This window comes from uncultured Aquimarina sp. (assembly GCF_947496855.1).
In the GTDB taxonomy this organism is placed as follows: domain Bacteria; phylum Bacteroidota; class Bacteroidia; order Flavobacteriales; family Flavobacteriaceae; genus Aquimarina.
The window spans coordinates 35923-60645 of record NZ_CANMED010000002.1; the positions used below are offsets into that span (position 1 = coordinate 35923).

Here is a 24723-nt window from a genome sequence, read left to right on the forward strand (position 1 = left end):
TAATAACGAAATATTTTGGAGATAATTACATCAATCATCATTTTTCGGATCAGATATGATTGCATTTATGATTTTTGTATACTTTTTGGCTCCTTTATGATTCAAATGATCAGGATCGTATAAATCGGATTCTTCTAATTTACTATCTTTTCTAAGATTTATGTAAAACACATTCCTATTATTAGTTGCTAAATCATTGCAGGACTTCGTTATTTTATCAAGTTTATTTGAATCAAGTAATTCTAAATACCCATTATAAACAGGCATATCTACCAAATAGACATTACAATTTACCTTTTTACAATACGCTATAATGGATTGTAGTCTAGTGATATTTTCTTTAAAATTGAATAAAAAATCTTCGTGTCGTTCTGCTGTAGCTTTGCTTTCTGTATCCAAAAGCACTCCGCTTGTATTTTCATAAAAGCTTCCCCAACCATTAGCATCACATCCTATTATCGTTCCTTTCTCTAAATATTCCTGAATCAAAAAAACAGATTTATCAAACCGTCGTGTCATTGATAAACTATACTTTTTTAAATCAAATAAACTAATAATTGGCACATCTAACTTCATCTGACTGCGATAAAAGTATTTTCGCCATAGATCTTCTTTAGTGTTTTTTAATTGACTCAAACTATAATAACCAATGGTAATGATAACATTCTGTATGTTAGGAAGACTATCCCTATGTTTCTCGAATAGCAATTGATCAAAATATAAACTTTGGCTTATGTTTGATATATTAAATGCCTTTCCATCTAGGTATATAGGATTAATCCCAAAAAAAGCATGAGAATCACCTAAGATCAGAGTTTCTATATCTTCATAATTCTGCGTAACCATCTTATGCTTATAAGAATAATTAGATTCTGTAGTTTTATAGAAATATTCTAAGCCTCCCCAAATGATTAGAACAGGTATTAGAAAAACGAATATTTTTTTAATAAAAACCCTCATAATTAAAACTGAAAATATATAAAGGTTTGTAAATCTCCTGCATAATAAAACACTAAAAACACAGTGGTATAATAAATCAAATATCTAACTGATTTTAAAGATATATGTTGAATATCCAATAAATGTTCTCTTCTTTTCTGAAACCATTCAATTAATAAATACCCCATCAACAAAACCAAAAACAACTTATTACCTTGAGGTATAGAAAAAAAGGATACAGAAAAAATCCGATTTATGTATCCAAAAGCTTCAGTAATGGTTTCCGCTCTAAAAAACACCCAAGCAACGGTAACTATAAAAAATGTGACCCCTATTCTAAAAAAATCAATAACTACGGATTTTTGATCATCAACAAAAACGTTAAGTTTACTATACTTACCTACAAAAACTGTGCATATCAATGCACCCCCGTGAATCAATCCCCAAAATAAAAAAGTAAGATTGGCGCCATGCCATAAACCACTTAATAAGAAAACAATTAGAATATTAAAGATCAATCTAGAATTTGAAACTCGATTCCCTCCCAAAGGGATGTATATATAATCTCTGAACCAGGTAGAAAGCGAAATATGCCATCGTCTCCAAAACTCAATCAGATTCTTTGATAAATACGGAAAGTTAAAATTTTTCATTAGATCAAATCCTAACAATCGCGCAGAGCCAATAGCAATATCAGAATAACCAGAAAAATCGCCATAAATCTGAAAGCCAAAAAATATAGCGCCACAAAACAAAGTGCTACCTGAATATTCCGTATAATTTTCGAATAGATTATTAACGATTAACGCGCAGTTATCTGCTATTACCATCTTCTTAAACAAACCGCCAAGAATTAATCGCAATCCATCTATACTTTTATGATAATTAAATATTCTGGTTTTCTGAAACTGCGGTAAAAGGTTCGAAGCTCTCTCGATAGGTCCAGCAACTAATTGAGGGAAAAATGAAACATATGTAAAAAATGAAACAACATCATCTGTATTATGTATCCGTCTTCTATATACATCTATGGTATAACTCAATGTCTGAAAAGTATAAAAACTAATCCCTACAGGAAGAATAAATTGCATCGAACTGTAAGATATAGGCTTTCCGAATAACAAAAAGGTCTCTGTAAACGTTTCTATAAAAAAATTAAAGTATTTAAAAATAAAAAGTGCACCAAGATTAAAAAATAAACTAATTCCAAATAATACTTTTCTCTGATTACCTAACGAAGATTTCAATTGTCTGGCAACTAAAAAGTCAATCAGAGAACTTAAAAATATTAATGATAAAAATCGCCAATCCCAAAAAGAATAAAACAGGTAACTTACTATAAGGAGAAAAACATTTTGAATCCTTACCGACCGATTAAACACGAACCAATACAACACAAAAACGATTGGAAAAAACAACGCAAAATCGATAGTATTAAATTGCAAAATGTATGTGATATGAATTCTTTGGAAAAGTACTTAAAATCAACGTGGATAAAAAAACATTTTTAATAAATACATTATTGCATAAACTTTTTACTTTTACTAAAATTAATAAATTCAGAATCTCATATTATGTCCGAACCGGTTTTAAGCCTTAAAAACGCATCCATTTATCAACGCGAAAACCTAATCCTGTCTGATGTTAACGTAGAAGTTAACAAAGGGGATTTTGTATATCTGATCGGAAAAACAGGTACCGGGAAAAGTAGTTTTATGAAAACACTTTATGGGGATATCCCTTTGATAGAAGGAGAAGGAAGTATTGTAGATTTTAATCTAAGTACCTTAAAAGAAAATCAGATCCCTTTTCTTAGAAGAAAATTAGGAATTGTTTTTCAGGATTTCAAACTACTTAATGATAGAACTGTAAAGGATAATTTGGTATTTGTACTAAAAGCTACTGGTTGGACTGATCAAAAAGCCATGGATAGTAAGATTGATAATGTACTGGATAAAGTGGGGATGAAAACTAAGGATTTCAAGTTCCCTTATCAATTATCTGGAGGAGAACAACAACGAATCGCTATAGCCAGAGCATTACTTAATGATCCTGAACTCATTCTTGCGGATGAGCCAACTGGAAATCTGGATCCGCAAACTTCTGTAGAAGTAATGGAAGTATTACAGGATATTAATAAAAATGGTAATACCATCTTAATGGCCACTCACGATTATGCTTTGTTACTTAAATATCCTTCAAAAACATTGAAATGCGAAGGGAATAAAGTTTTTGAAGTAGTACAACGAAAAGGGTAATTCTCTAAGATTACAAACCATGCACATCTAATTATTCTAAAGAATATTATAGAAGATTATATTAAGAGAATCAAAAGTGCCTTTTTAATGAATTAGATATTCAATATGAAAGTTGATGAATTATACCAAAAAATTTATCAATGTTGGAACAAGCTTTTTAAATTTTGAAGATTAATACTTAAAAGAAAATTCAATCGCCTTTGTATTTGGGATTTATAAAAATAAAGTAAGCCAACTCATTTAGAATCGTCTTTCTTATAAACATGAGGATTTTCTCGAATCCCTTTTTTGAATATTTTCCGCACTCCCATGCGAAGAGATGAATCTAGTTTTAGTATTGTATCTTTAAAAAATTGACCAGGTCTCCCCCTAAATGTAGTTACGTGAAATGATGTTTTAGTATCTACAGATTCTGTAGAAAAATAATAATTGGAAACACAACATCGTACTTGATCTTCTTTTACCTTACTAACAGAATGCCAAGAGTTCTTGTGAGTTACCATAACCACTAATCTATTGAACTTTGAGTTTATCGATACAGGCTCGCTTTTTAATCCATTTGGCCATAATTCCAGATTCCCTCCACTACTATGCTCCCAATTTGGCGTAACATAATATAATAAATTGAGTACACGCCATAGCTTTACGTCCTTATCATGAGAATTATCTAAATGCGGATTTAAGTAATTCCCTTTCCCCATCATGGAAATTCCTCCAGCATAAAGGTTTTTATCAGGCACTACGTTATTATGACTACAAATCGTAGCAATAAGGTCGACAATTCTATGATCTTGAAAAGCAAATATAATCTCTTCTAACAATGGATGATACTTGTTCATCTGAGCAGCTACATACTTATATTCCCGGATACTTTTCTTTACTTTTACATCTTCGGTTCTTGGAAATTTATCAAATATGTTTCTGACCAAATCATCTGGTAGCAGATCATCTAAATAAAAATAACCAATACCTCGACTTGTCTCACGAAAGTGATTCTTTAAAACTTCTTCATTATCTTTGAGTTTTAAAAAAATAAGATCGGCTATTTTATCTCTATTGAGGTGACTCATCTATCCAATTACAATTTTGACCTAAAAATAATTATAAACTTCTAGTAAAACATATTTAAATGTTATCAATTTTGATCCCGGTTTATAATTACAATGTTATTCCTTTAATTAAGGAAATTCATCGACAAGTTTCTTCATGCAATATACTTTTTGAAATAATCGTGCTAGACGATCAATCAGAGCTTCATTCTGAGGAAAATGATACTATCAATAACATATCAGGATGTACATTTAAAAAATTATCGAAAAATATAGGTCGAAGTGCTATCAGAAATCTATTAGCTTCTAACTCTTCATATGATTCCCTTTTATTTATTGATGCAGGAACATTTCCAAAGGATAAGAACTTTATTAGGACCTATTTAGATAATATAGATCAAAAAGTAGTAACCGGAGGAATGACTTATCTGAAAGAACCTCCGATAAAACCTTTTAAACTGCGCTGGGTTTACACCAAAAAAAGAGAGTCCCTGTCTCAAAATCAAGAAAACAAACGACCTGTTGTTTGTTCTTCTAATTTTTTAATCAATAAAGAAATTTTTGAAACTATAAAGTTTGACGAATCCCTGCAAAAATACGGATGTGAGGATGTTGTCTTTTTTGATGCAATTGTTAAAAAAGGAGTTCCAATTAAATATATCAATAATCCTGTAGTTCACGATGCCAATGACGACGCAGAAACTTTTATAAGAAAAACTGAATTTGCCGTTGAAAATTTAATTGAGTTAATCAATACTAATAAACTTCAATATGACCGATACCAGGTATCTAGTTTATACTATAAAATGAATAAAATGAAAGTTGATAAAATGATTTCTCTAATTTTTAGAATCTCAAGAAATCTACTCAAAAGAAATTTCAATTCATCTTATCCATCTATTTTATGTTATGATTTCTATCGTTTGGGTTACTTTTGTTTAACTAAAAATAAAACCTAGTGCCTTTTTTCTCCATTATAATTCCGCTTTACAACAAAGAGAATAGCATTGCTAAAACCTTACAATCCGTTCTTAACCAAACCTATACCGATTATGAGATTGTAATTATTAATGATGGCTCTACAGATCGTAGTGAAGGGATTGTTAACGGATATAATGATAAAAGAGTACATTGCTTTTCTACAAAAAACAACGGTGTTTCTAAAGCTAGAAACCTAGGTGTAGAAAAAGCTAAAGGAAAGCTTATTGCTTTTCTTGACGCAGATGATTATTGGTATCCGAATCATCTTGAGATAATATTCCGATTATATCAAAAATTTCCAAATGCAGGTTTATTTACTACTTCTTATGAAAAAAGATTTAATGCGCAATCTACCTTTTTAGCTAATTTCAAAAATATCGATGCAAACGGTAACGTTTTAATAATGGTTGATGACTTTTTTGAATCCAGCACTATTGACACTATTGCCTGGACTTCTGCTTGTGCTGTTCCTAAAAAAACACTGGACACTATTGGAGTTTTTGACACCTCTATTACACACGGAGCTGGAGAAGACACGGATCTCTGGATAAGAATTGCTCTTAAATACAAAGTTGCTCTGGCGACCTATATTACTGCCACATATAATTTAGATGCAAATAATAGAATTTCAAATACAGATACACTTAAAAGAAACTTTCAAGATTTAAGTAAGTTCAAAAAAGAAGAGAAAACCAATCCAAGTTTAAAAAACTATTTAGATCAAAACAGATATGCGATTTCTTTGCTCTATAAATCCGCTGGAGATTCTAAAACTGCTAAAAAGTATAAAGAAGAGATTGATTATAAAAACCTTAATACGAAACAGAAAATATTATTAGCTACTCCTAAATTTCTTTACCACTTTTTTAAAATTATTAGGAACAAACTAATTTTAAATGCGGGTATCAAATTATCCGCGTTTGAATAATGAAAAATCGTTAAAATTTCTGATATAATCTTCTTCTTCAAAAACTTCGGAAGCCAATACTAGGCAAACTGAACCGGAAGAAAAATTCTCTAACCCTCTCCATATTCCCGATTTAATCAATAATCCTTTATTTGGTTTATTAAGGGTAACTTTCTTTTCCTTTTTACCATCTTGTAAAATCACATCGAAACTTCCGCTTAATGCTATAAGAAATTGACACAAGTTTTTATGCGCGTGACCTCCTCTACTTGCATCACTAGGAACGTCATACAAATAATACACTCGTTTTGTTTCAAAAGGGATAACATCTTTCTCTACCACCGCTATGTTTCCTCTTGGATCTTTTATCTTAGGAATCTCAATAATCTTACAATCCTCAACGGTATTTGTGTTTTTTATCTTTTGCACGGAAGTATTGCTTGCCATTCTGAAATTATATTTTCTATTCTAAATTTGCATACACTAGTGATCGTTCCTTCTTTACACCGTTTGTAAAAGTCCTGATCTTCTATCATTTTATTCAAAGCCTCAGTATAAGCCTGTTCATCTTTGAACGGCACTAAGATACCATTCTTACCTGTAACTATAACCTCTGAAGGACCGGATTTACAATCCACCGAAACTACAGGTGTCCTCATAGCCAAAGATTCTATCAGAACCATTGGAAAACCTTCATAATTACTGGTCAAAGTAGTAAACAATGCGTGTTTTACATATGGAAAAGGATTTTCTAAAAATTCTTTAAAAACTATATATTCTTGTATCCCGCATGAATTAACCAGGTTTTGAATCTTTGTTTTATCTGGTCCATCACCAACTATAAAAAGTTTTATGCCTTTTTTAGGTAAGTCTGATTGCGCATATGTCCTGATTAAAAAGCTATAATTTTTAGACTCATCTAAAATTCTACCATAGGATAATATATACGGTTCTTCTAATATATCAACTTTAGCTTTTGATAACATATCCCAATGAGCTTCATCAAATGCATTATATATACACCTTCCTTGCTCCAGACCATATTTTTCTTTAAAATGAATTACCGAATCCTTAGAAACCCCTACCAATTCGTATGAATTTTTATATAAATATTTACCTAAAACCTTATTATCAGGAAAATAACTATTTAGGTTATAATTATGGACTACAAATACAGTATCTGTTTTTTGGTATACAAAAGTATTAATAAACCATTGTTTAAACCATAACGGCCGTGATGCTGCGTCAATTATATAATCAAATTGATTATTACTCAGTAGCTTTCTACTAATAATAAACTTACGCCAGCGTTTTCGTAATCCCCTATAAGCTGAAGTTAGTGATTCGAGATTTATCAAGTTTCCTTTATAATCATATACAATATCATCCAGAATACTAATTATGGTTACATCATAACCTAAACTTACTAACATCTTTGATAAAATAGCGCTGGATCTTTCTGCTCCTCCTACTCCTAAAGAAGAAACTACTATGCAAACTTTTATGTTATTTTTTTGAGTCATTCTATAGCTAACACCTCCAAGTAAATTGGTAAGATGTGTTTAAAAAAATTCTATTTTCGAGATAACCTCGAGGAATTACAACCTCAATAAACGACTAAATGCTCCTATCTGGTCCAAAAAATGATTTTCTGAATACCAGCATCAATAATAAAAAATAAAAGACATAATTAAAAAAATACGCCATAGAAGCACCTATAAAACCAAATTGATTTATCAAATAAACACTTGACAGATATAAAAACCCAAACGAAATGATCTCTGTAATTATATAATACCAAAACATTCTTTTAGCCAAGAACTGGTATGCTATTACTAAAGAAGTTATTTTGAAAAAATCTCCAAACAATTGCCACAAGAACAAAGGCTCCATAGCTATAAAATCATTAGAAAAAAGAATTTTTATTATAATATTTCTTAGAAAATAGATAATCAAGAACCCAATAACAAATACAGGTAAGATAGTCTTATAAAAATTTATGACCTCCATTCTAAAATCTTTACTCCTCCTTATTTCTGCTAATCTAGGGAGCAGATAAATCGTTAATAAAGTTGTTATAAAAAACATATATTGGCTACTTATACTTTGTATAGCCTCCCAATATCCTGCTTCTTTTGCTCCTTCTGTATTAATAATGGTATTTCTAATTCTAATAAGAATTGCGGGTAAAACTGTAGCAGATATCAAAGCCATTATAGCATAAGAACTTAATCTTTTCATGTATTTAAAAGAAACCTTTGTAAACTGTAAAGGTTTAATGAAATTTTTGAGTTTAGTTATAACTATTATTGTTATTATAAGTGAAACTGCTGGATTTATTATGATCGCAATAAATGCTCCTTCCAACCTATACTCCCATACCAAAAAGATAGTAACTAATAAACCTATCAGACTACTAGCTATATTAATTCCTATATATATCTTATATTTAGAATAGCCATTGATCATTGCCAGACATAATGTATTGATCGAATAAAAAGGTAACGCGATTGCTATAGCTTCAAAAATAAAGCTATAGTCATATTGATTTCCAAAAATCAGATCATTCCAAAAACTTGGATCGAAATATAACCAAGCGGATAAAATCACAGTAATTGTAAGACAAAACAAATACGTAGTTGATAACATTGCTGTTAACTCTTCTTTATTACTTTTAAATTCTGCTATATATTTCACAACGCCATTATACAATCCTAAGGTACCTACAGATTGTATTGAAGTTAAAACATTACGAAGATTCCCCATTAAAGCCAACCCTTCAGGACCTAAGAATATCGCTACCACTTTTAGACTTATAACACCAGTAATCATTTTTACAAAAACACCAATCGCATTAAAAGAGCTAACTTTAATTAAGACATTGCTTTTCAATTTTTCAAAGTAGGAATTCACTTTATTAATATTGATTTAGTATCATAATTATTTGCTCGACTTGGTGATTTTCTAATCCTATATTGAGAGGAATACTTACTACCTCTTCATGTATTCTTTCTGTAATTGGTAATGAAAGGTCAGAAAACTGTTTTAAGGCGTTTTGGTTATGCGGAGGAATTGGATAATGTATAAGGTATCCTATCCCAGATTTTTCTAAATAATCACAAAATTCAAGACGATTTGCTACTCTTATTACAAAAAGATGAAACACATGATTTTCTGAACCATCCCAAAATGGTAATTGAATTTTTTTATTTTTAATTTCTAACAAATATTTTTTTGCTATTTGTCTTCGTAGTTGGTTATCTTGCTCTAAGTCTTTTAGTTTTTCTAACAAAAATGAAGCCTGTAATTCATCCAATCTAGAGTTCACGCCTAAATAATTATTCTCATACTTTTTTGACGAACCATAATTACCTAGACTTCTTACAATAGCTGCTAATGCTCCATCATTAGTAGTCACAGCACCTGCATCTCCAAATGCTCCCAAGTTTTTAGCTGGATAAAAACTAAAAGAAGCAGCATCTCCAAGATTTCCTACAGATATTCCACTGTCGCTTTTTGCTCCGTGTGCCTGAGCTGCGTCACTAATCACTAATAAATTATTCTTCTTTGCTATTTTATTAATTTCTTTCATCTGTGCTAATTGACCGTACAAATGTGTTGGAAGAATTACTTTAGTTTTATTAGTAATATAATGCTCTATTAGATGAACATCAAGGTTAAATTCTTTTATATCTGGTTCTACTAGTACAGGCTTAAGTCCTGAGTATTTAATAGACAAAATAGTTGCTATAAAAGTATTTGCTGCTACCAATACCTCATCACCGGTATTTATTTTACCTAATTCTATATACCCCCTCAGAATAAGTGTAAGCGCATCCAAACCATTCCCCACTCCAACACAGTATTTTGTACCGCAAAACTGGGCATAGGCATGCTCAAATTTGGTTACAAAACCTCCTCTAATATAAGTTCCTGAATCTAAGAAATCAGAAAAACGTTTTTTTAGTTTTTCGTGATAACGACCATTAATCTTATACAGATCTAAAAAAGGAATCGACGGTTTATGGTTTGTCATTATCAAAAAATATCTAACTACACTTATTAATCTTTTGCGCACAAAAGGATTCGATAAGATTCTGTTTTAATTATTAAAGTATTAAAAATACCTTTACGACAAAGATATTTTTTTTTGTGTAAGCCCCTAAAAAGGTGAGATAATTTTTTTAGAGTCTTTAGTAAAGGTTTAATATTGCTTTAATGAAAATATTACTAGTAGGAGAATATAGTCGGTTACATAATTCGCTTAAAGAAGGCTTGATAAAAAACGGGCATCAGGTTACTCTTGTTGGTAATGGGGATGTTTTTAAAAAATATCCTGTAGACATTAATATTGATGGAAGATCAATAAAAAACAATTTTCTTCTCAATAAAATCCGGCATTTAATCTTTAAACTTACTTCTATTGATATTGCATCGATTGAGGCTTTTATTAGATTTAAGAGAAATCAAACATCTCTAGAGAACTACGATTTCGTACAATTGATTAACGAAACTCCTTTTAATATTGGATCATATTTTGAAAAAAAACTCTTAACATTTCTATTTCAAAAGAATAAAAATGTCTTTTTACTTGCTTGTGGAGATGACTATAGGTATATATCATATTTACTTTCTGGAAAATTTCCTTATAGCACAGTTAGCCCTTTATTAGATAATCCGACTTTAAAAAAAGCATATCGGTACACGCTAAAATTTGTATCTGAAAAACAAAAAAAAATTCACGATTTCGTATTTGAGAATATCAAAGGTGTTATACCAGTAAGTGTAGAGTATCGTATTGCATATGTAAACACATTAAAAACATTACCTCTTATCCCTAATCCAGTAAATGTTGATAAAATTGAGATTGTTCCCTTTGTAAATAATGGAAAAATAAAAATATTACACGGAATTAATAGTGCAAATTACATGAAGAAAGGAAACAAGTATTTTAAAGAAGCATTAGATATCATTACCAAAAAGTATTCGAATAAAATTGAAGTGATTACTACCAAAGATCTGGCATATAAAGAATATATAAAACATTTTTTATCTGCTCATATCATATTGGATCAAGCACAAGCTCACGACCAAGGTTATAACGCTTTAGAAGCTATGGCTATGGGAAAAGTAGTTTTTACCGGTGCGGGAAATGCTTTTAAAAAACACTATAACTTAAAAGATATTGTAGCTATCGATACATTTCCTGATAGTGCTAAAATTGCGGAAAACCTCGAGCAGCTTATTCTTAATCCTAATCAGATTTATGAAATAGGGAAAAATGCTAGAGCATTTATAGAAAAAGAACATCACTACATCTCCATTGCAAAAAAGTACACAGAAACCTGGAAAACGAATTGTTAGGGCTAAAGGTCTAATCTATAGAAATCTTGCATATAGATTTCACATCCTAATTCTTCTTTTTGTTTAAGTAACCCAAAATTATTATCCGTTACAGTACCCATATCAAAAAACTTATATCCTTCTTCTCTGTATCTATGAATCAAGGATATAAAAAGAAAATCAAGTGCCCTATGTTTTTCTCCCTGATCCGTAATAGCACCATATTGAGACTTTACTACATCTCTTGTTTTAAAAATAGTAATTCCTGCTAGAATTTTGTTATCTAAACTAATAACGAATTGTATAATGGATTCTGGAAATTTCTTTTTCAGCAACTGTATCTCTTCTAGAGTATGGACCGGTTTAGTATTGTGTTTTTTTGATAATCTTGGAGTTAATACTTCATTCCAAAAATTAGTAAGATTATCAACCTCCTCTATTTGAAAACCAATATCTTTTCTTTTTTCATAATGCTTAAGCTTACTTTTATGAATACTAGCCGGTATACTATAATCTATCGCAAGATTAAGATCTTTATGATAAAGCTCTGCTCCAGTATCAGAGAGGAAAAAAGTATACTCATTAGACGGTTTTTGATGATAAAAAATCGGTATTGATTTAATATATAAATTACTGATTTTTTGAGAACGAAGAAAATAAACCAAATCTAAAAGAATATTTCTTATCTTTTCTCCTCCTATACTATTTCCTAACACCAACCCTCCATAGGTAAGTCCTTGATGAGAATATACTTTTTCATCCTTTACATTCGAAGGAAAAACAGCTATTAATTTTTTTTCATCATAAATTAATAAAGAAAAATCCTGAAATCGATCCGAATGATATTCCATGAAATCTCGATGAAATAGAAATGTACCATTTTTAGAATTATCAATAAAACTATTCCATAAAGCATAATCATCTTTATGATATCTCTTAATCGTATACGTTTGCAAAATAATTATTTAGGAAAGTGAAAATACTTAATTTGTTTGAGTATTCGGAATATTAGTCTTATTTTTAAGGTGTAAGAATAATAATCAGGTTTATTTTCTTACAAAATGACACTAAAAATTTATACTTAGATTGTTAAGTTAGTAACGATAAATTAAGTAACACCTCGTAAATTATAAAAGTCACACCCTACAGTATTTATAAGATAAAGTTTTTGATGTTACGTATTAAAAAGGATATGAGAACTATAAATGACATGAAATTCCTTATTAGTCTACTTTTGAAACTTTTATCTAAGAAAACAAGTAAATGCATTTTATCGACAAAATAAGTATTTTACCGTTATTTTAAACGATTTTACAAGTTTTACATTTTTTTAAGTCTTTACATTTGCCGGAAGAAAAAAATATTGAAGATAAATAAATTACCCCCTCAAAAACGAATTGATCCCAAAACCATAATTACCCCAAAAATTTCAAAAAAAATCCCGAGTTTCCTCGGGATTTTTTAATTGTATATTAATTGGAAATTAGATTATACGATCTTATTTCTTTTACGTTCTACTTCTGTTAAGAATACTTTTCTTAATCTTAAATGATTAGGAGTCACTTCTACATATTCATCCTTCTGAATATATTCTAAAGCTTCTTCTAAGGAAAATTTGATTGCGGGAACAATCTTAGCCTTATCATCAGCACCAGAAGAACGTACATTACTTAATTTCTTAGTCTTAGTAATATTTACAGCCATATCATCTCCACGAGAATTCTCTCCAATCACCTGTCCTTCATAAATATCTTCTCCAGGATCTACAAAAAACTTACCTCTATCCTGTAGTTTATCAATTGAATAAGGTATCGCAGAACCTTTCTCCATAGAAACCAATGAACCATTTATACGGCCTGGGATATCTCCTTTAAGTGGTTGATATTCTTTAAAACGGTGTGCCATAATTGCTTCACCTGCAGTAGCGGTCAATAATTGATTACGCAACCCAATAATACCTCTTGACGGAACCATAAATTCACAAACCATACGGTCTCCTTTAGCTTCCATGCTTAGCATTTCTCCTTTTCTCATAGTCACCATCTCCACAGCTTTACCCGACACATTTTCTGGTAAATCAATAGTTAACTCCTCAATCGGCTCGCACTTTACACCATCAATTTCCTTAATAATTACCTGTGGCTGTCCGATCTGTAACTCATACCCTTCTCGACGCATCGTTTCGATCAAAACGGATAAGTGAAGTACGCCTCTACCAAATACTATAAATTTATCAGCACTATCTGTTTTATTAACTCTAAGTGCTAAATTTTTCTCTAATTCTTTCTCTAATCTTTCCTTAATATGTCTTGATGTAACAAATTTTCCATCTTTTCCAAAAAACGGAGAATCATTAATCGTAAATAACATACTCATCGTAGGCTCATCAATCGCAATTGCCTTTAATCCTTCAGGGTTTTCTATATCAGCAACTGTATCACCAATTTCAAATCCTTCTATACCAACCAATGCACAAATATCTCCAGCCTCTACTTGATCAACTTTCATTCTTCCTAAACCTTCAAAAGTATGAAGCTCTTTTATCTTAGTCTTCTTAATAGAACCATCACGTTTCACTAATGAAACCTGCATACCTTCTTTCAATGTACCCCTTTGCAAACGGCCAATTGCGATACGACCTGTAAATGATGAGAAATCCAAAGATGTAATTAACATCTGTAATGTTCCTTCTTCAATCTTTGGCGCAGGAATATGTTCCATTACCATATCTAATAATGGCTCAATATTATCCGTTTCATTTTGCCAGTCGTCACTCATCCAGTTGTTCTTAGCAGAACCATATACCGTAGGGAAATCCAACTGCCATTCCTCTGCTCCTAATTCGAACATCAAATCGAACACTTTTTCGTGTACTTCGTCTGGAGTACAGTTTTCTTTATCTACTTTATTTATAACCACACAAGGTTTTAAACCAAGATCAATTGCTTTTTGTAATACAAAACGTGTTTGTGGCATTGGTCCTTCAAAAGCATCAACCAATAGCAATACTCCATCGGCCATATTTAATACACGCTCTACTTCTCCTCCGAAATCGGCGTGACCTGGTGTATCAATAATATTGATTTTTGTTCCCTTATAAGTAACAGAAACATTCTTAGAAGTTATTGTAATTCCTCTTTCGCGCTCCAGATCGTTATTATCCAAAATCAAGTCTCCTGTATTTTCGTTTTCACGAAACAATTGACAGTGATACATAATTTTGTCTACCAAGGTAGTTTTACCGTGATCTACGTGAGCAATAATAGCAATGTTTTTTATAGCAGTCATATACGCCTGAATTTAAGGCTGCAAATGTACGTTATATTTCGACAGGTTGTATGTTAAATTAAAAATATTAAAAAAGCTTCAAAATCAGACACTTAAATACCTCTTTTGAAGCTTTACATATTTTCAAGTATTATACTTGTAAGACAAAGCTATTTACCTATAATACAACTAACTGAGCACCCAATAATTGAAGCTCTAAAATTATTTTGATTATAAAATTTCTTATTGAATGATTTAAACTTTTCATACGATTATTAAAACGCATATCTTTGCTTTTTTAAAATATAGATATGGAACTTTCTAAGATCAAAAATCTAAAAAACCTTGATGCAAATAATTTTTTCCTTCTTGCTGGACCATGTGCCATTGAGGGAGAAGAAATGGCATTGCGAATTGCTGAAAAAGTAGTAGAGATCACTGCTAAGTTAAAAATTCCGTATGTTTTTAAAGGTTCTTTTAAGAAAGCGAATCGTAGTCGTATTGATAGCTTTACAGGAATTGGAAACGAAAAGGCTTTGAAGATTTTACGTAAAGTCGGAGAAACTTTTGATGTTCCAACAGTAACAGATATTCATGAGAATGAAGATGCTGCACTGGCGGCAGAATATGTTGATATTTTGCAAATCCCTGCATTTCTAGTACGACAAACAGATTTGGTTGTAGCTGCCGCAAAAACTGGAAAAACTGTAAATCTCAAAAAAGGACAATTTATGAGTCCTGAAGCAATGCAGCACGCCGTTAGAAAAGTAAAAGATAGTGGTAGTGACTTGGCGATGATAACAGATAGAGGGACTATGTTTGGATATCAAGATATGATCGTAGATTTTAGAGGAATCCCTACTATGAAGGAGTATGCAACTACCGTACTGGATGTAACACATTCACTACAACAACCTAATCAATCTAGTGGAGTAACGGGTGGTAGACCCGATATGATAGAAACTATTGCGCGAGCAGGAGTTGTAACAGGTGTAGATGGTCTATTTATTGAGACTCATTTTGATCCTGCCAATGCAAAAAGTGATGGAGCGAACATGTTAGATCTTCAATATTTAGAAAAACTATTAAGTAATCTGGTTACTATCAGACAGACCGTAAATAAACTATAGTTACTTCTATTAAAACTATACCATTCTAGCATCTATTCTGTTTACCTAAATCAAAACAGTTTCATTTAAATATGTTACCAGAAAAATTAATCATTGAGATACATTTCGTCTCAAGATATAATAATTTGTATTTATAGGCTTTCGACTTCATATCAAAAAAATTATAGCTAATCTCGATCCTCAATCGTTTACTAAATATACAACCAACAGACAACTTGCTACTAATCTTCAACAATATAGTCAGAAATTAGTGTATTTTTATAGTAAAGCAACGTGCTGTAACACCTGTTTTTTTTAGGTGATTTTTAGCAAAAAACAACACCATGTCCAGTAAAGTTCATATCGTATTTAACACTATAAATGATAAAGATAATTTTGAAGATTACGTAAACGAAAAAATATGCAAACCCTTGCATATTAAGACAACTACTTTTTCTGACATCGATGATCAAATCAGAACCTTAAAAATCAAAGAGATGGTACAAACCCTTTCTTCTGATCGTAAAGCAACTTCAGAACCAAAGGTTGCCACCACCGAAAATGTACCAAACGGATTGGAGATACAGCAAAAACTGAAACTGCAAATTGATTGCTTTCTTCAAGAAACTGACGCGATCTTACCATTAGGCATAAATGAACAAATAATACCGAATGGTCAAACCTCTTCTTATTTGTTAGAAGATTGGAAAAACTACAAAAAAGGAACTCCTTTTGTAAAACGAATTACTAATAAATCTACGCTGTACTTTTTCCGCCCCGATTTGATTGTCGAGAATGGAGAACTAAAAGATATTTCTGCAGATACCATTGAACTACCTTCTGATTTAATAAACTTACCCCTTTTATCAGGACAAAACTACGCAATAGATGCTGATTGGACCTCTGGAGTAAAGGTTTTACTTGATGCACTTATGGGAGCGGCTCCTCCTCCACTAAATGTATTAGGAGCCGCTTTACTCGCAATGATATGGCCTAATGGCGCAAATACCAATTGGGAAGTAATTTATGATAATATCCGTAAAATTATTATCGAAGAACTGGACAAAAAGACACTTACAGATACATACGCAGAACTTAGCGGAGTACTTGATTATATTTCCGGTGAGTATATAAATCTCGCTGAAGATCCAAAAACCCCTAAAGAAACACTGCAATCTAAGCTTGAATTTTACAATCATACGCTGTACACCAAAATCCTATCTATATTTCAGGATAAACGTTATGCAAATGCAGCATTAGGAAACTTTTTAATTGCCGCAAGTACACATCTCACTATATTCCAAGAGAGAGCATTTCAAGACCCTAATCACACTAATCATCCTTCAGCCTCTCCATATGCTAAAACCTTATCCCAAAAAGCCATAGAATATGCAGCTCACGTGGAAGCCGTGATCCCTAAACTTGTAGCGTCCCGAGTTAAAGAAATTGGTAGTTTAAAGATTAAAAAAGATTGCACTGTATCTAGTATTGGAGATTTAATTTGTTCTTATAGCTATCATTATATTGACGGAAAAACCGGAAAGCAATCTAAGGACATCGGTAGAGAAGGTGGAGAAAAAGCGTTAGAAAAAAAATGTAAAACCAAAGCTGAAAAACATAGAAACGACTATATAAAATCGGTTAAAGACACTACAAATAAAAAACTACAAGAAACTGCCGGAGAGGTATCAAAAAAGTGGAGAAAATTAGCTAAAAATCCAATTCCAATTATTGAAATATCTTAGTAACTCTGCTGCAAGGAGATTATTAATTCGTTATAAATTTTTCGTTTCTGTAGGTATATGCCTGTTGAAGAATTGTTACAAAGATTTGTTCATCTATCTCTTCTGATTTTCGATAACGAAAAGATTTCACATACTTTCTTTTGTCAGCCACTAGTTTATCAACGTGAGATGTAAAATATTGAGCTCCCCAAAAACCAACATCGACATATCCTTTTGTTACATTTAGATAACAAATTGGACTCTTACCGACATAATAAAAAGGCACTCTCCATTTAAACAACAACTCAACTTCTGGTAACGTAGCCTCAATAATTACTTGTAAGTGAAGTAACATCGATTTAAATGGTTCTGTCTGATTTAAAATATACTCTTCTGCTGGTTTCAATAAAAAATGGTATTTTTAGAATAGATAATTTACAATTAGTAACCCTAAGATATCTAATCACATTGAAACTTCAAAACCTAGTACAGTCCTTTTTGTTTTATCTACTCTTCCTTGGATTTGGAAACATACAATCTTATGCTCAAAAAAACAAACAAGGAACTTACACAATAGAAGCTACCATTTTTGATAAAGACACTAAAGATCCATTACCTTTTACAAATGTTTTGATTAAAGGAACTTCTATAGGAACTATAACTAATGAAGAAGGAAAATTCGAACTAACACTTAGTAAAAAATACGAATCTTCGGTAGTTATTGTCTCTTTTGTAGGCTATAAAAACAATAGTATCTCTGTTAAAAAACTAAAAGATTCTTCTAAAAAAATATTTCTAAAATCTGTTTCTACGTCATTAGATGAAATTGTAGTTACCACAAAAAATAAATATAAAGAGCTGATCGATCAGGCTATTTCTTTAATTCCTGAGAATTATGCCCAACAACCTGTAAAACTAGAAACATATTATAGGGAATTGACTAAAATAGATGATAGCTACACCAAGTTTTCTGATGCGGCAAGTACTATCTATTATACCCCATATGACGCCAATTTTGATTATCTATTATCCAACACTAATTATATACAATTTAATCGCTTAGAACAAAACATTAATAAGGTACCTTTTCCGGAACCAAAAGAGTTTGTTGCTGATACTAGAGACCAGACTAGAATAATTGCTTTGAGGAAAAGTAACAACTTACAAGATTTTAAAATTATGGAGCAATCTAAAAAATTAAAATCAATAGATACCTCTAATTTAAAATGGTTAGAAAACAATGAAATAGGTGGCGGTCCCTTAAGACTAACTGGTGCTGATAAAGTAAAAAGACAAGAAGATTTTTTAGATCCAAAAATTAATAGTAAATATCTTTTTACGCTCTATGGTAGAAGTGTATATGACAATAAACCTGTTTATATTATCTCTTTTAAACCTAAAGACTCTAACAATGTAGCTATACGCTACACAGGCGAAATAACCATAGAAGAAGACAGTAAAGCGATTATTGCATATAAATATAGACTTACAAAAAAGGCGAAGAAAAAATTAAATCAACGATTTGCCACACAACTAAAAACTCCAAAAATTATAGAAGAAAAATTTAAAAAGATTTTTCTTACTCGTATCACTAGTCTCAAAGACTATATAGTTCAAGTCAACTTTTCTAACTATAAAGGTAAATGGTATCTCAAAAGAATTAAGTCTATTAATCACTATAATAATACAGGTGACTTATTCGACGCATACAATGTAACTACAGAGTCCGAATTAATAATAAACACTGTTAACACAAAGAATACCTCTCCTTTCTCCAATGAAAAAGTTTTTAGAAATAATTTTTCTAATGCCTTGTTTAACTACCCTCTTCCCTACGAAGTTGAGTTTTGGAAAAACTACAGCACCCTTGTTGCTACCGGTATTATAGGAAAAGCTCTTAAGGATCTTGAAGCAAAAGGCAGTTTAGAATCACAATTTAAAAGCAAAAATTAATTTCATTTTTACTATAAAAAATTTGCGAGAATGGAATTTTTAATTTTACTTTGTATTTCAAAGTACTTTTAATATGAGCACAGAAGATTATTTAAAAGATATTACAGAGATTAAAGATCTGATGAATAAGTCATCACGCTTTTTTTCTCTAAGCGGGTTATCCGGAATCCTAGCAGGAATCTATGCTATTATAGGTGCTGCTGTTGCTTATTACCTTGTGAGCATTAGTGGCAGGGAATATTTAATTCTTCACGGAAAAATTTTTAATTACATCTTAATTGATTTAGTAGTCATTGCCTTTCTAAGCATTGTAACAGCGGCTATCCTGAGTAGTAGAAAAGCAAAAAAAAATAATGAGACTTTGTGGAATGGTACTTCTAAAAGATTACTCACCGCCTTTTTAGTGCCATTAATTACAGGCGGGATTTATATTATGATCAAAATCTTTAGTAATCATTATGGTTTAACAGGTTCTTTAATGCTTATTTTTTATGGACTTGCGCTGGTGAATGCTTCAAAATATACTATCGGTAATGTAAAATATTTAGGATATGCAGAGATTATTTTAGGTTTGATTTGTGCAATATATCCAGGTTTTGGATTTTGGTTTTGGGTTCTTGGTTTTGGTGTAATGCATATTATATATGGAAGTTTAATTTACTTTACACATGATTAATCTAATAGATAATAATAATATGATGATACTCGATCTCAATCAAATAGAAATAAACAAACAATCTAAAGCAAGAGAAACTTTTGTGGAAAATTTAAAAATATTCATTGCCATTAAACCATTGCAATATTTGTTTCAATCTAAAAGTCAAGTAAAATTACATGAATTGCGTTTATTACCAGAAGGAACAATTGGAAAAGATGTTTTTAAAATGCTTAATAGTCGTCATCTAAAAATCATTCCAAAATTTGAAGAACATGACATGAAACATATTATATTAGGATACAGTATGTCATCCATTGATGAAATAAGAATGCAAGCCTATTTATTTGGAAATGGTAATTATAATATATTTTGTCTTTTATTTTTAGCATCAGGTATAATGTTTCCAGAGTATTGGAATACTTTTTACAAAGATTATAAAAAAGGCAAAAATGCTATATCCATGTCAAATTTAACTTTCGAAAAGTGTAAGATGAAATTGTCAAAAGATCTAAAAACTATTTATTGCAAAAAATAAAAACATAGATGATTCACTAAAGAAACAATAGCTAGAAAACAAGTATAAAATCCTAAACTAATTTTGGGGCACCGAATGAAAAACATAATTAACAACATAAATAAAGCATTTGATCATAGGATTCGATTAGGGATTATGTCTATTCTTATGGTTAATGAATATGCCGATTTTAAAATGTTGAAAGAACTTTTGGGGGCAACTGATGGAAACTTGGCTAGCCACACAAAAGCTTTAGAAAAAGAGGAATATATAATAGTCGAGAAATCATTTATCGGCAGAAAACCTAACACACGTTATAGTGCCACTAAAAAAGGGCGTGAAGCTTTTAAAAAACACGTAGAAGCTATTGAAAAATTATTAAAGCAATAGCTATATTTTTTTATCAACTTACTTTGAATTTCAAAGTACTTTTAAAAAACTAAATGAGATCAATTTTATTAGAAATTTTATACGAGTGGAGCAAAATTCCATATCAGAAATGGTTCAAAAAAGATGAACCTTGGGATATATCGGTATCACAATTGTTGAAATATCCTAAAACAAGTCTTGGATTTCATCTAGGAAGTTTTTTGCTACAGCACGATTTCACACCTCAACCTAAACTAGAAAATCATGACGTGTTTCACGTCTTAACAAAAACAGGAATTACTGTGCCTGAAGAAATATCCATGCAGTATTATCTTTTCGGTAATGGTAAGAAAAGTTCATACTTGTATACTGTAATTTTTATTGGAACCCTATTCTATCCAGATAAATTCAAGATGTTCAGAACATCTTATACAAAAGGCCGCAATGCTTACACATTCCATCAATTAGATTTCAAAAAGCTATTAGATCAATCATTATCCACTATACAAACCACATTTTTAATTTCTACATCATGCAAATAATACAACCTGTTAACAGAAATGCGCTAATTATTGCAACTTTTAGTTTTTTACTAGGCACCATTATTTTGTTATTACATCTTATCACTTATTGGGATCAAGTAATAATCATTGGGTTGTTTTATGTATTAATCACTGCAGTTCTTAATGGTATCACTTTTATTGGACTATTAGCTAATACAATTATAAACCGTCATTATTACAAAGAAAATCTAACAACCATATCGATATTCTTGCTCAATATTCCGATCGCCATTGGATACTTTGTAATTGTAGTCAACAATCCTTTTCATAATACTTTCATATAATGAACATAATTCACAAACAATTACCTTTTATTAAAGGTTTCAGCATCGCTGTTGCATTTAGCATCATACTTCTATTTATAAGAATAACGAAGGTAGAATCTAATTTTTTCCTATTCTTAGTTTGGAATTTGTTCTTAGCCTGTATTCCTTATGGAATAACAACAATATTAAGTTTCAGTAAAATACACAAGAATAGATTTTTGTTTGGAATAGGATTTATCTTTTGGCTAGCGTTTCTTCCTAACGCTCCATATATCCTTACCGATCTACAACACATCCGTCTCAGCTCTTTACAATCTGTATGGTTCGATGTATTGCTTATTCTCTCTTTTGCCATCAATGGGTTGATTGTAGGGTTTGCTTCATTACGCACTATGCAAAAGCTGCTTCGAGAACACTTTTCTAAAAAGACAACAAATTTCATAACACACCTCATATTATTATTATGTGGATTTGGGATTTATATGGGAAGAATATTACGATGGAATAGCTGGGATCTTCTCCAAAATCCAATGAACATTCTAGGAGATATATTTCAGAGAATAATATTTCCAATAGAACATATAAACACTTGGGCATTTACCATTGGTTTTGGCGGTTTTTTAATCATTACCTATCATCTATTCTATCATTACAACAAAGAAAATAACTAAAAAGACAATCACTATAAATTTCAGAAAATATGGAAACTCAAAAACAAAAAAAATCTTTCGGACAATGGATAAAAACTTCAATTACCGTTCGTATGCTAATGGTTGGAATACTAATCTTAGTATTACTAATCCCTCTTTCATATATCAAAAATTTGATACAAGAAAGAGCCTACAGACAAGAGGAGGTGGTTAGTGAGATTAATCAAAAATGGGGAAATGAAGTTTTGTTATACGGACCTATTCTGAAAATTCCTTACCAAACTCATAAACTCAAAAAAATCTGGGATGAAAAAACAAAATCCTACTTCCAAGAAGATATCATCTCTGTTCATCAGGCTTTCTTTTTTCCGAATACACTAGATATAAATACCTCTGTAGAATCCGAGAATTTAGGAAGAAGTATTTACGAATCGGTTGTGTATACTGCAGATATGAAAATTAAAGGGTCTTTCACTATACCTAATTTCGAAATTCAAGATATTAAAGAAGAAGATATATTATGGAATAAAGCTACCGTTATAGTAAATTCTACAAACTCTAAAGGAATTAGAAGTAATTTAGAATTAAAAATTGGATCTGAAAATTACCCATTACAATCTAGATATACTCAAAATTCCAACACTAATAGATTTGAAACAAAATTCCTTAAAGACGCTGCTTTACCTAAAAAAAACCAGATCAATTTTGAAATGGATCTAAAAGTGAATGGTAGTGAGCAATTGCGATTTATTCCTGTAGGAAGGGAAACCAATGTCGCAATGACTTCTAACTGGGCTTCACCTAGCTTTAATGGTAATTATTTACCTGATACCAAGACCAAAGAAATTACCGAAAATGGGTTTAAAGCAAACTGGAAGGTATTACAAATAAATAGAGAATTCGAACAAGAGTTTTTTGGAGAACTACCTCATATAAACTCATCAGCTTTTGGAGTTAAGTTATTAATCCCTGTAGATGAATATCAAAAAAGTGAGCGTGCTGCTAAATATGGATACCTTGTAATTGCCTTAACTTTTTTAGTATTCTTTTTGATACAAACTGTTAGTAAGATTACTATTCATCCGTTTCAATATTTAATGATCGGATTGGCACTTACTATGTTTTATACTTTATTGATCTCGATTTCCGAGCACTCTAGTTTTCTTTACGCATACGGGATTGCAGGAACTGCAGTTGTATTACTAATATCTATTTACTCTAAAGCTATTCTTAGAAGCTTTAAATTTATGGGATTGATTGCTGCTTCACTTGCTGCTTTATATACTTTCATTTTTGTCATTATTCAATTAGAAAATTACGCATTATTAGTAGGAAGCATTGGATTGTTTTTAATACTAGGAACCATTATGATGATATCCAGAAAGATTGATTGGGTAAATGATGGGGTTTAATTATTAGTATCAAGTAAATTTAAAATTCTGAATTTGTAATTCATAATTCCTCAAAATGCTGGTTAGTTAGTTGAGAAAAGTCGTGCTTCAGATTTTTGAAGTGCGGCTTTTTTTTAACAAAGATTTGTCGTTTTCTAAATTGCGTTCAAAAATAAAACCATTAATTTCCGATTCTAAATAGATTCTACGAGCTACATTCACTAAAGTTCCAGTAGACAAATAGATCGCGATTTTTAAAAAGAAAAGAATAATGAAAAAGAATATTTTTATAATACTTATAACAGTTTTTACTTTATCTGTTTTTTCTTGTAAAAAGGAGAACGATAAGAAGATTATTACTGAAGAAATAAAATTCACCAAAGAAGGAGAACTTTCTATTTATAGCATAGGAGATTCTATCCCTAAACAAGTTGTAGCTTTAGATATTGAAATAGCAGATAATGAATACGAAAGAGAGACTGGATTAATGTATCGTAAATCTATGGAAGAAAAAAAAGGAATGTTGTTTGTTCAAGAAAATTTTAGACCGCAGAGTTTTTATATGAAAAACACTTTGATCCCTTTGGATATTATCTACATAGATGATAAGTTTAGAATTGTTAGTTTTCAGAAAAATGCAAAACCATTAGACGAAACATCTTTACCATCAGGAAAACCAGCAAAATATATTTTAGAAATCAATGCCGGATTATCCAATCAATGGAATCTAAAAGTTGGAGATTCCATCTATTTTAAGAAAAACTAAACTTATTTCTATAAAG

25 protein-coding genes are annotated in these 24723 nt (G+C 30.9%); 15 read left to right on the forward strand and 10 right to left on the reverse strand.

Going from position 1 to position 24723, the window contains the following annotated elements:
- Positions 1-30: 30 nt before the first annotated feature.
- Together Q0921_RS06150 and Q0921_RS06155 are read right to left on the reverse strand one after the other, a co-directional pair.
- Positions 31-960 carry a hypothetical protein gene (locus Q0921_RS06150; protein ID WP_299254914.1) on the reverse strand — a complete coding sequence of 310 codons (930 nt, stop codon included), beginning with the start codon at positions 958-960 and terminating at the stop codon, positions 31-33.
- A gap of 2 nt (positions 961-962) precedes the next feature.
- Positions 963-2186, reverse strand: a complete 1224-nt coding sequence (locus Q0921_RS06155; protein ID WP_367183326.1) for an MBOAT family protein — start codon at positions 2184-2186, stop codon at positions 963-965.
- A gap of 327 nt (positions 2187-2513) precedes the next feature.
- Between Q0921_RS06155 and Q0921_RS06160 the strand changes: the two genes are divergently transcribed.
- A complete protein-coding gene (locus Q0921_RS06160) occupies positions 2514-3197 on the forward strand; it encodes a cell division ATP-binding protein FtsE (RefSeq protein WP_299254926.1) in 684 nt (227 codons plus the stop codon).
- 236 nt (positions 3198-3433) lie between these two features.
- Here the strand turns inward: Q0921_RS06160 and Q0921_RS06165 are convergent, their stop codons facing one another.
- Positions 3434-4267: a 2OG-Fe(II) oxygenase gene (locus Q0921_RS06165; RefSeq protein WP_299254930.1), complete on the reverse strand. Its 834-nt coding sequence runs from the start codon at positions 4265-4267 to the stop codon at positions 3434-3436.
- 59 nt (positions 4268-4326) lie between these two features.
- On the opposite strand from Q0921_RS06165, the gene Q0921_RS06170 reads away from it, so the two are divergent.
- Both Q0921_RS06170 and Q0921_RS06175 read left to right on the forward strand, forming a co-directional pair.
- Positions 4327-5205: a glycosyltransferase gene (locus Q0921_RS06170; RefSeq protein ID WP_299254933.1), complete on the forward strand. Its 879-nt coding sequence runs from the start codon at positions 4327-4329 to the stop codon at positions 5203-5205.
- The gene (locus tag Q0921_RS06175) at positions 5205-6155 is read left to right on the forward strand and encodes a glycosyltransferase family 2 protein (RefSeq protein ID WP_299254936.1); all 951 of its coding nucleotides are present in this window, start codon (positions 5205-5207) and stop codon (positions 6153-6155) included. Before Q0921_RS06170 ends, Q0921_RS06175 begins: the two co-directional genes overlap by 1 nt.
- On the opposite strand, the gene Q0921_RS06180 is transcribed toward Q0921_RS06175, so the two are convergent.
- The 4 genes from Q0921_RS06180 to Q0921_RS06195 all read right to left on the reverse strand — a co-directional run bounded on the left by Q0921_RS06180 (position 6138) and on the right by Q0921_RS06195 (position 10170).
- The gene (locus tag Q0921_RS06180; protein WP_299256113.1) at positions 6138-6554 is read right to left on the reverse strand and encodes an FdtA/QdtA family cupin domain-containing protein; all 417 of its coding nucleotides are present in this window, start codon (positions 6552-6554) and stop codon (positions 6138-6140) included. The two genes, Q0921_RS06175 and Q0921_RS06180, sit on opposite strands and share 18 nt — an antisense overlap.
- Positions 6551-7657, reverse strand: a complete 1107-nt coding sequence (locus Q0921_RS06185) for a glycosyltransferase (RefSeq protein WP_299254939.1) — start codon at positions 7655-7657, stop codon at positions 6551-6553. Before Q0921_RS06185 ends, Q0921_RS06180 begins: the two co-directional genes overlap by 4 nt.
- A gap of 94 nt (positions 7658-7751) precedes the next feature.
- A complete protein-coding gene (locus Q0921_RS06190) occupies positions 7752-9047 on the reverse strand; it encodes an O-antigen translocase (RefSeq protein WP_299254942.1) in 1296 nt (431 codons plus the stop codon).
- A gap of 4 nt (positions 9048-9051) precedes the next feature.
- Complete coding sequence (locus tag Q0921_RS06195; RefSeq protein ID WP_299254945.1) at positions 9052-10170, reverse strand: DegT/DnrJ/EryC1/StrS aminotransferase family protein; 1119 nt, start codon at positions 10168-10170, stop codon at positions 9052-9054.
- 182 nt (positions 10171-10352) lie between these two features.
- Between Q0921_RS06195 and Q0921_RS06200 the strand changes: the two genes are divergently transcribed.
- A complete protein-coding gene (locus Q0921_RS06200) occupies positions 10353-11498 on the forward strand; it encodes a glycosyltransferase (RefSeq protein ID WP_299254948.1) in 1146 nt (381 codons plus the stop codon).
- Between the two features lie 2 nt (positions 11499-11500).
- Here the strand turns inward: Q0921_RS06200 and Q0921_RS06205 are convergent, their stop codons facing one another.
- Both Q0921_RS06205 and typA read right to left on the reverse strand, forming a co-directional pair.
- A complete protein-coding gene (locus Q0921_RS06205) occupies positions 11501-12433 on the reverse strand; it encodes a GNAT family N-acetyltransferase (RefSeq protein ID WP_299254951.1) in 933 nt (310 codons plus the stop codon).
- A 532-nt stretch (positions 12434-12965) separates the two neighbouring features.
- Positions 12966-14765 (reverse strand): translational GTPase TypA, encoded by a 1800-nt coding sequence (gene typA, locus Q0921_RS06210; RefSeq protein WP_299254954.1) that lies wholly within the window; start codon positions 14763-14765, stop codon positions 12966-12968.
- Between the two features lie 290 nt (positions 14766-15055).
- Here typA and kdsA point away from each other — a divergent pair, with 290 nt between their 5' ends.
- Positions 15056-15874, forward strand: coding sequence for a 3-deoxy-8-phosphooctulonate synthase (gene kdsA, locus Q0921_RS06215; RefSeq protein WP_299254956.1), 819 nt, complete (start codon positions 15056-15058; stop codon positions 15872-15874).
- Positions 15875-16197: 323 nt separating this feature from the next.
- Entirely contained in the window at positions 16198-17598 is a 1401-nt protein-coding gene (locus Q0921_RS06220) for an insecticidal delta-endotoxin Cry8Ea1 family protein (RefSeq protein WP_299254959.1), read from the forward strand.
- A 22-nt stretch (positions 17599-17620) separates the two neighbouring features.
- Here the strand turns inward: Q0921_RS06220 and Q0921_RS06225 are convergent, their stop codons facing one another.
- Positions 17621-17983, reverse strand: a complete 363-nt coding sequence (locus tag Q0921_RS06225; protein WP_299254962.1) for a DUF1801 domain-containing protein — start codon at positions 17981-17983, stop codon at positions 17621-17623.
- A gap of 62 nt (positions 17984-18045) precedes the next feature.
- On the opposite strand from Q0921_RS06225, the gene Q0921_RS06230 reads away from it, so the two are divergent.
- The 9 genes from Q0921_RS06230 (at position 18046) to Q0921_RS06270 (ending at position 24707) form a co-directional block, all read left to right on the forward strand.
- A complete protein-coding gene (locus Q0921_RS06230; RefSeq protein WP_299254964.1) occupies positions 18046-19530 on the forward strand; it encodes a carboxypeptidase-like regulatory domain-containing protein in 1485 nt (494 codons plus the stop codon).
- Between the two features lie 73 nt (positions 19531-19603).
- A complete protein-coding gene (locus tag Q0921_RS06235; RefSeq protein ID WP_299254967.1) occupies positions 19604-20206 on the forward strand; it encodes a hypothetical protein in 603 nt (200 codons plus the stop codon).
- The gene (locus tag Q0921_RS06240; RefSeq protein ID WP_299254970.1) at positions 20199-20723 is read left to right on the forward strand and encodes a hypothetical protein; all 525 of its coding nucleotides are present in this window, start codon (positions 20199-20201) and stop codon (positions 20721-20723) included. The genes Q0921_RS06235 and Q0921_RS06240 overlap by 8 nt, the downstream gene beginning before the upstream one ends.
- Before the next feature lie 75 nt (positions 20724-20798).
- The gene (locus Q0921_RS06245; RefSeq protein ID WP_299254973.1) at positions 20799-21092 is read left to right on the forward strand and encodes a transcriptional regulator; all 294 of its coding nucleotides are present in this window, start codon (positions 20799-20801) and stop codon (positions 21090-21092) included.
- A gap of 53 nt (positions 21093-21145) precedes the next feature.
- The gene (locus tag Q0921_RS06250) at positions 21146-21613 is read left to right on the forward strand and encodes a hypothetical protein (protein ID WP_299254976.1); all 468 of its coding nucleotides are present in this window, start codon (positions 21146-21148) and stop codon (positions 21611-21613) included.
- Positions 21604-21918, forward strand: coding sequence for a hypothetical protein (locus Q0921_RS06255; protein WP_299254979.1), 315 nt, complete (start codon positions 21604-21606; stop codon positions 21916-21918). The genes Q0921_RS06250 and Q0921_RS06255 overlap by 10 nt, the downstream gene beginning before the upstream one ends.
- Positions 21918-22571, forward strand: coding sequence for a DUF1361 domain-containing protein (locus Q0921_RS06260; RefSeq protein WP_299254982.1), 654 nt, complete (start codon positions 21918-21920; stop codon positions 22569-22571). The genes Q0921_RS06255 and Q0921_RS06260 overlap by 1 nt, the downstream gene beginning before the upstream one ends.
- A gap of 29 nt (positions 22572-22600) precedes the next feature.
- On the forward strand, positions 22601-23962 hold the full coding sequence (gene creD, locus Q0921_RS06265) for a cell envelope integrity protein CreD (RefSeq protein WP_299254985.1): 1362 nt from the start codon (positions 22601-22603) through the stop codon (positions 23960-23962).
- Between the two features lie 250 nt (positions 23963-24212).
- Complete coding sequence (locus tag Q0921_RS06270; RefSeq protein WP_299254988.1) at positions 24213-24707, forward strand: DUF192 domain-containing protein; 495 nt, start codon at positions 24213-24215, stop codon at positions 24705-24707.
- Positions 24708-24723: the final 16 nt, after the last annotated feature.

Bases quoted from the DNA above. Each gene is read 5' to 3' on its own strand.
- Q0921_RS06150 (WP_299254914.1), bottom strand. From the start codon at position 960: ATGAGGGTTTTTATTAAAAAAATATTCGTTTTTCTAATACCTGTTCTA.
- Q0921_RS06160 (WP_299254926.1), top strand. From the start codon at position 2,514: ATGTCCGAACCGGTTTTAAGCCTTAAAAACGCATCCATTTATCAACGC.
- Q0921_RS06165 (WP_299254930.1), bottom strand. From the start codon at position 4,267: ATGAGTCACCTCAATAGAGATAAAATAGCCGATCTTATTTTTTTAAAA.
- Q0921_RS06170 (WP_299254933.1), top strand. From the start codon at position 4,327: ATGTTATCAATTTTGATCCCGGTTTATAATTACAATGTTATTCCTTTA.
- Q0921_RS06185 (WP_299254939.1), bottom strand. From the start codon at position 7,657: ATGACTCAAAAAAATAACATAAAAGTTTGCATAGTAGTTTCTTCTTTA.
- Q0921_RS06195 (WP_299254945.1), bottom strand. From the start codon at position 10,170: ATGACAAACCATAAACCGTCGATTCCTTTTTTAGATCTGTATAAGATT.
- Q0921_RS06200 (WP_299254948.1), top strand. From the start codon at position 10,353: ATGAAAATATTACTAGTAGGAGAATATAGTCGGTTACATAATTCGCTT.
- typA (WP_299254954.1), bottom strand. From the start codon at position 14,765: ATGACTGCTATAAAAAACATTGCTATTATTGCTCACGTAGATCACGGT.
- kdsA (WP_299254956.1), top strand. From the start codon at position 15,056: ATGGAACTTTCTAAGATCAAAAATCTAAAAAACCTTGATGCAAATAAT.
- Q0921_RS06220 (WP_299254959.1), top strand. From the start codon at position 16,198: ATGTCCAGTAAAGTTCATATCGTATTTAACACTATAAATGATAAAGAT.
- Q0921_RS06235 (WP_299254967.1), top strand. From the start codon at position 19,604: ATGAGCACAGAAGATTATTTAAAAGATATTACAGAGATTAAAGATCTG.
- Q0921_RS06240 (WP_299254970.1), top strand. From the start codon at position 20,199: ATGATTAATCTAATAGATAATAATAATATGATGATACTCGATCTCAAT.
- Q0921_RS06245 (WP_299254973.1), top strand. From the start codon at position 20,799: ATGAAAAACATAATTAACAACATAAATAAAGCATTTGATCATAGGATT.
- Q0921_RS06250 (WP_299254976.1), top strand. From the start codon at position 21,146: ATGAGATCAATTTTATTAGAAATTTTATACGAGTGGAGCAAAATTCCA.
- Q0921_RS06255 (WP_299254979.1), top strand. From the start codon at position 21,604: ATGCAAATAATACAACCTGTTAACAGAAATGCGCTAATTATTGCAACT.
- Q0921_RS06260 (WP_299254982.1), top strand. From the start codon at position 21,918: ATGAACATAATTCACAAACAATTACCTTTTATTAAAGGTTTCAGCATC.
- creD (WP_299254985.1), top strand. From the start codon at position 22,601: ATGGAAACTCAAAAACAAAAAAAATCTTTCGGACAATGGATAAAAACT.
- Q0921_RS06270 (WP_299254988.1), top strand. From the start codon at position 24,213: ATGAAAAAGAATATTTTTATAATACTTATAACAGTTTTTACTTTATCT.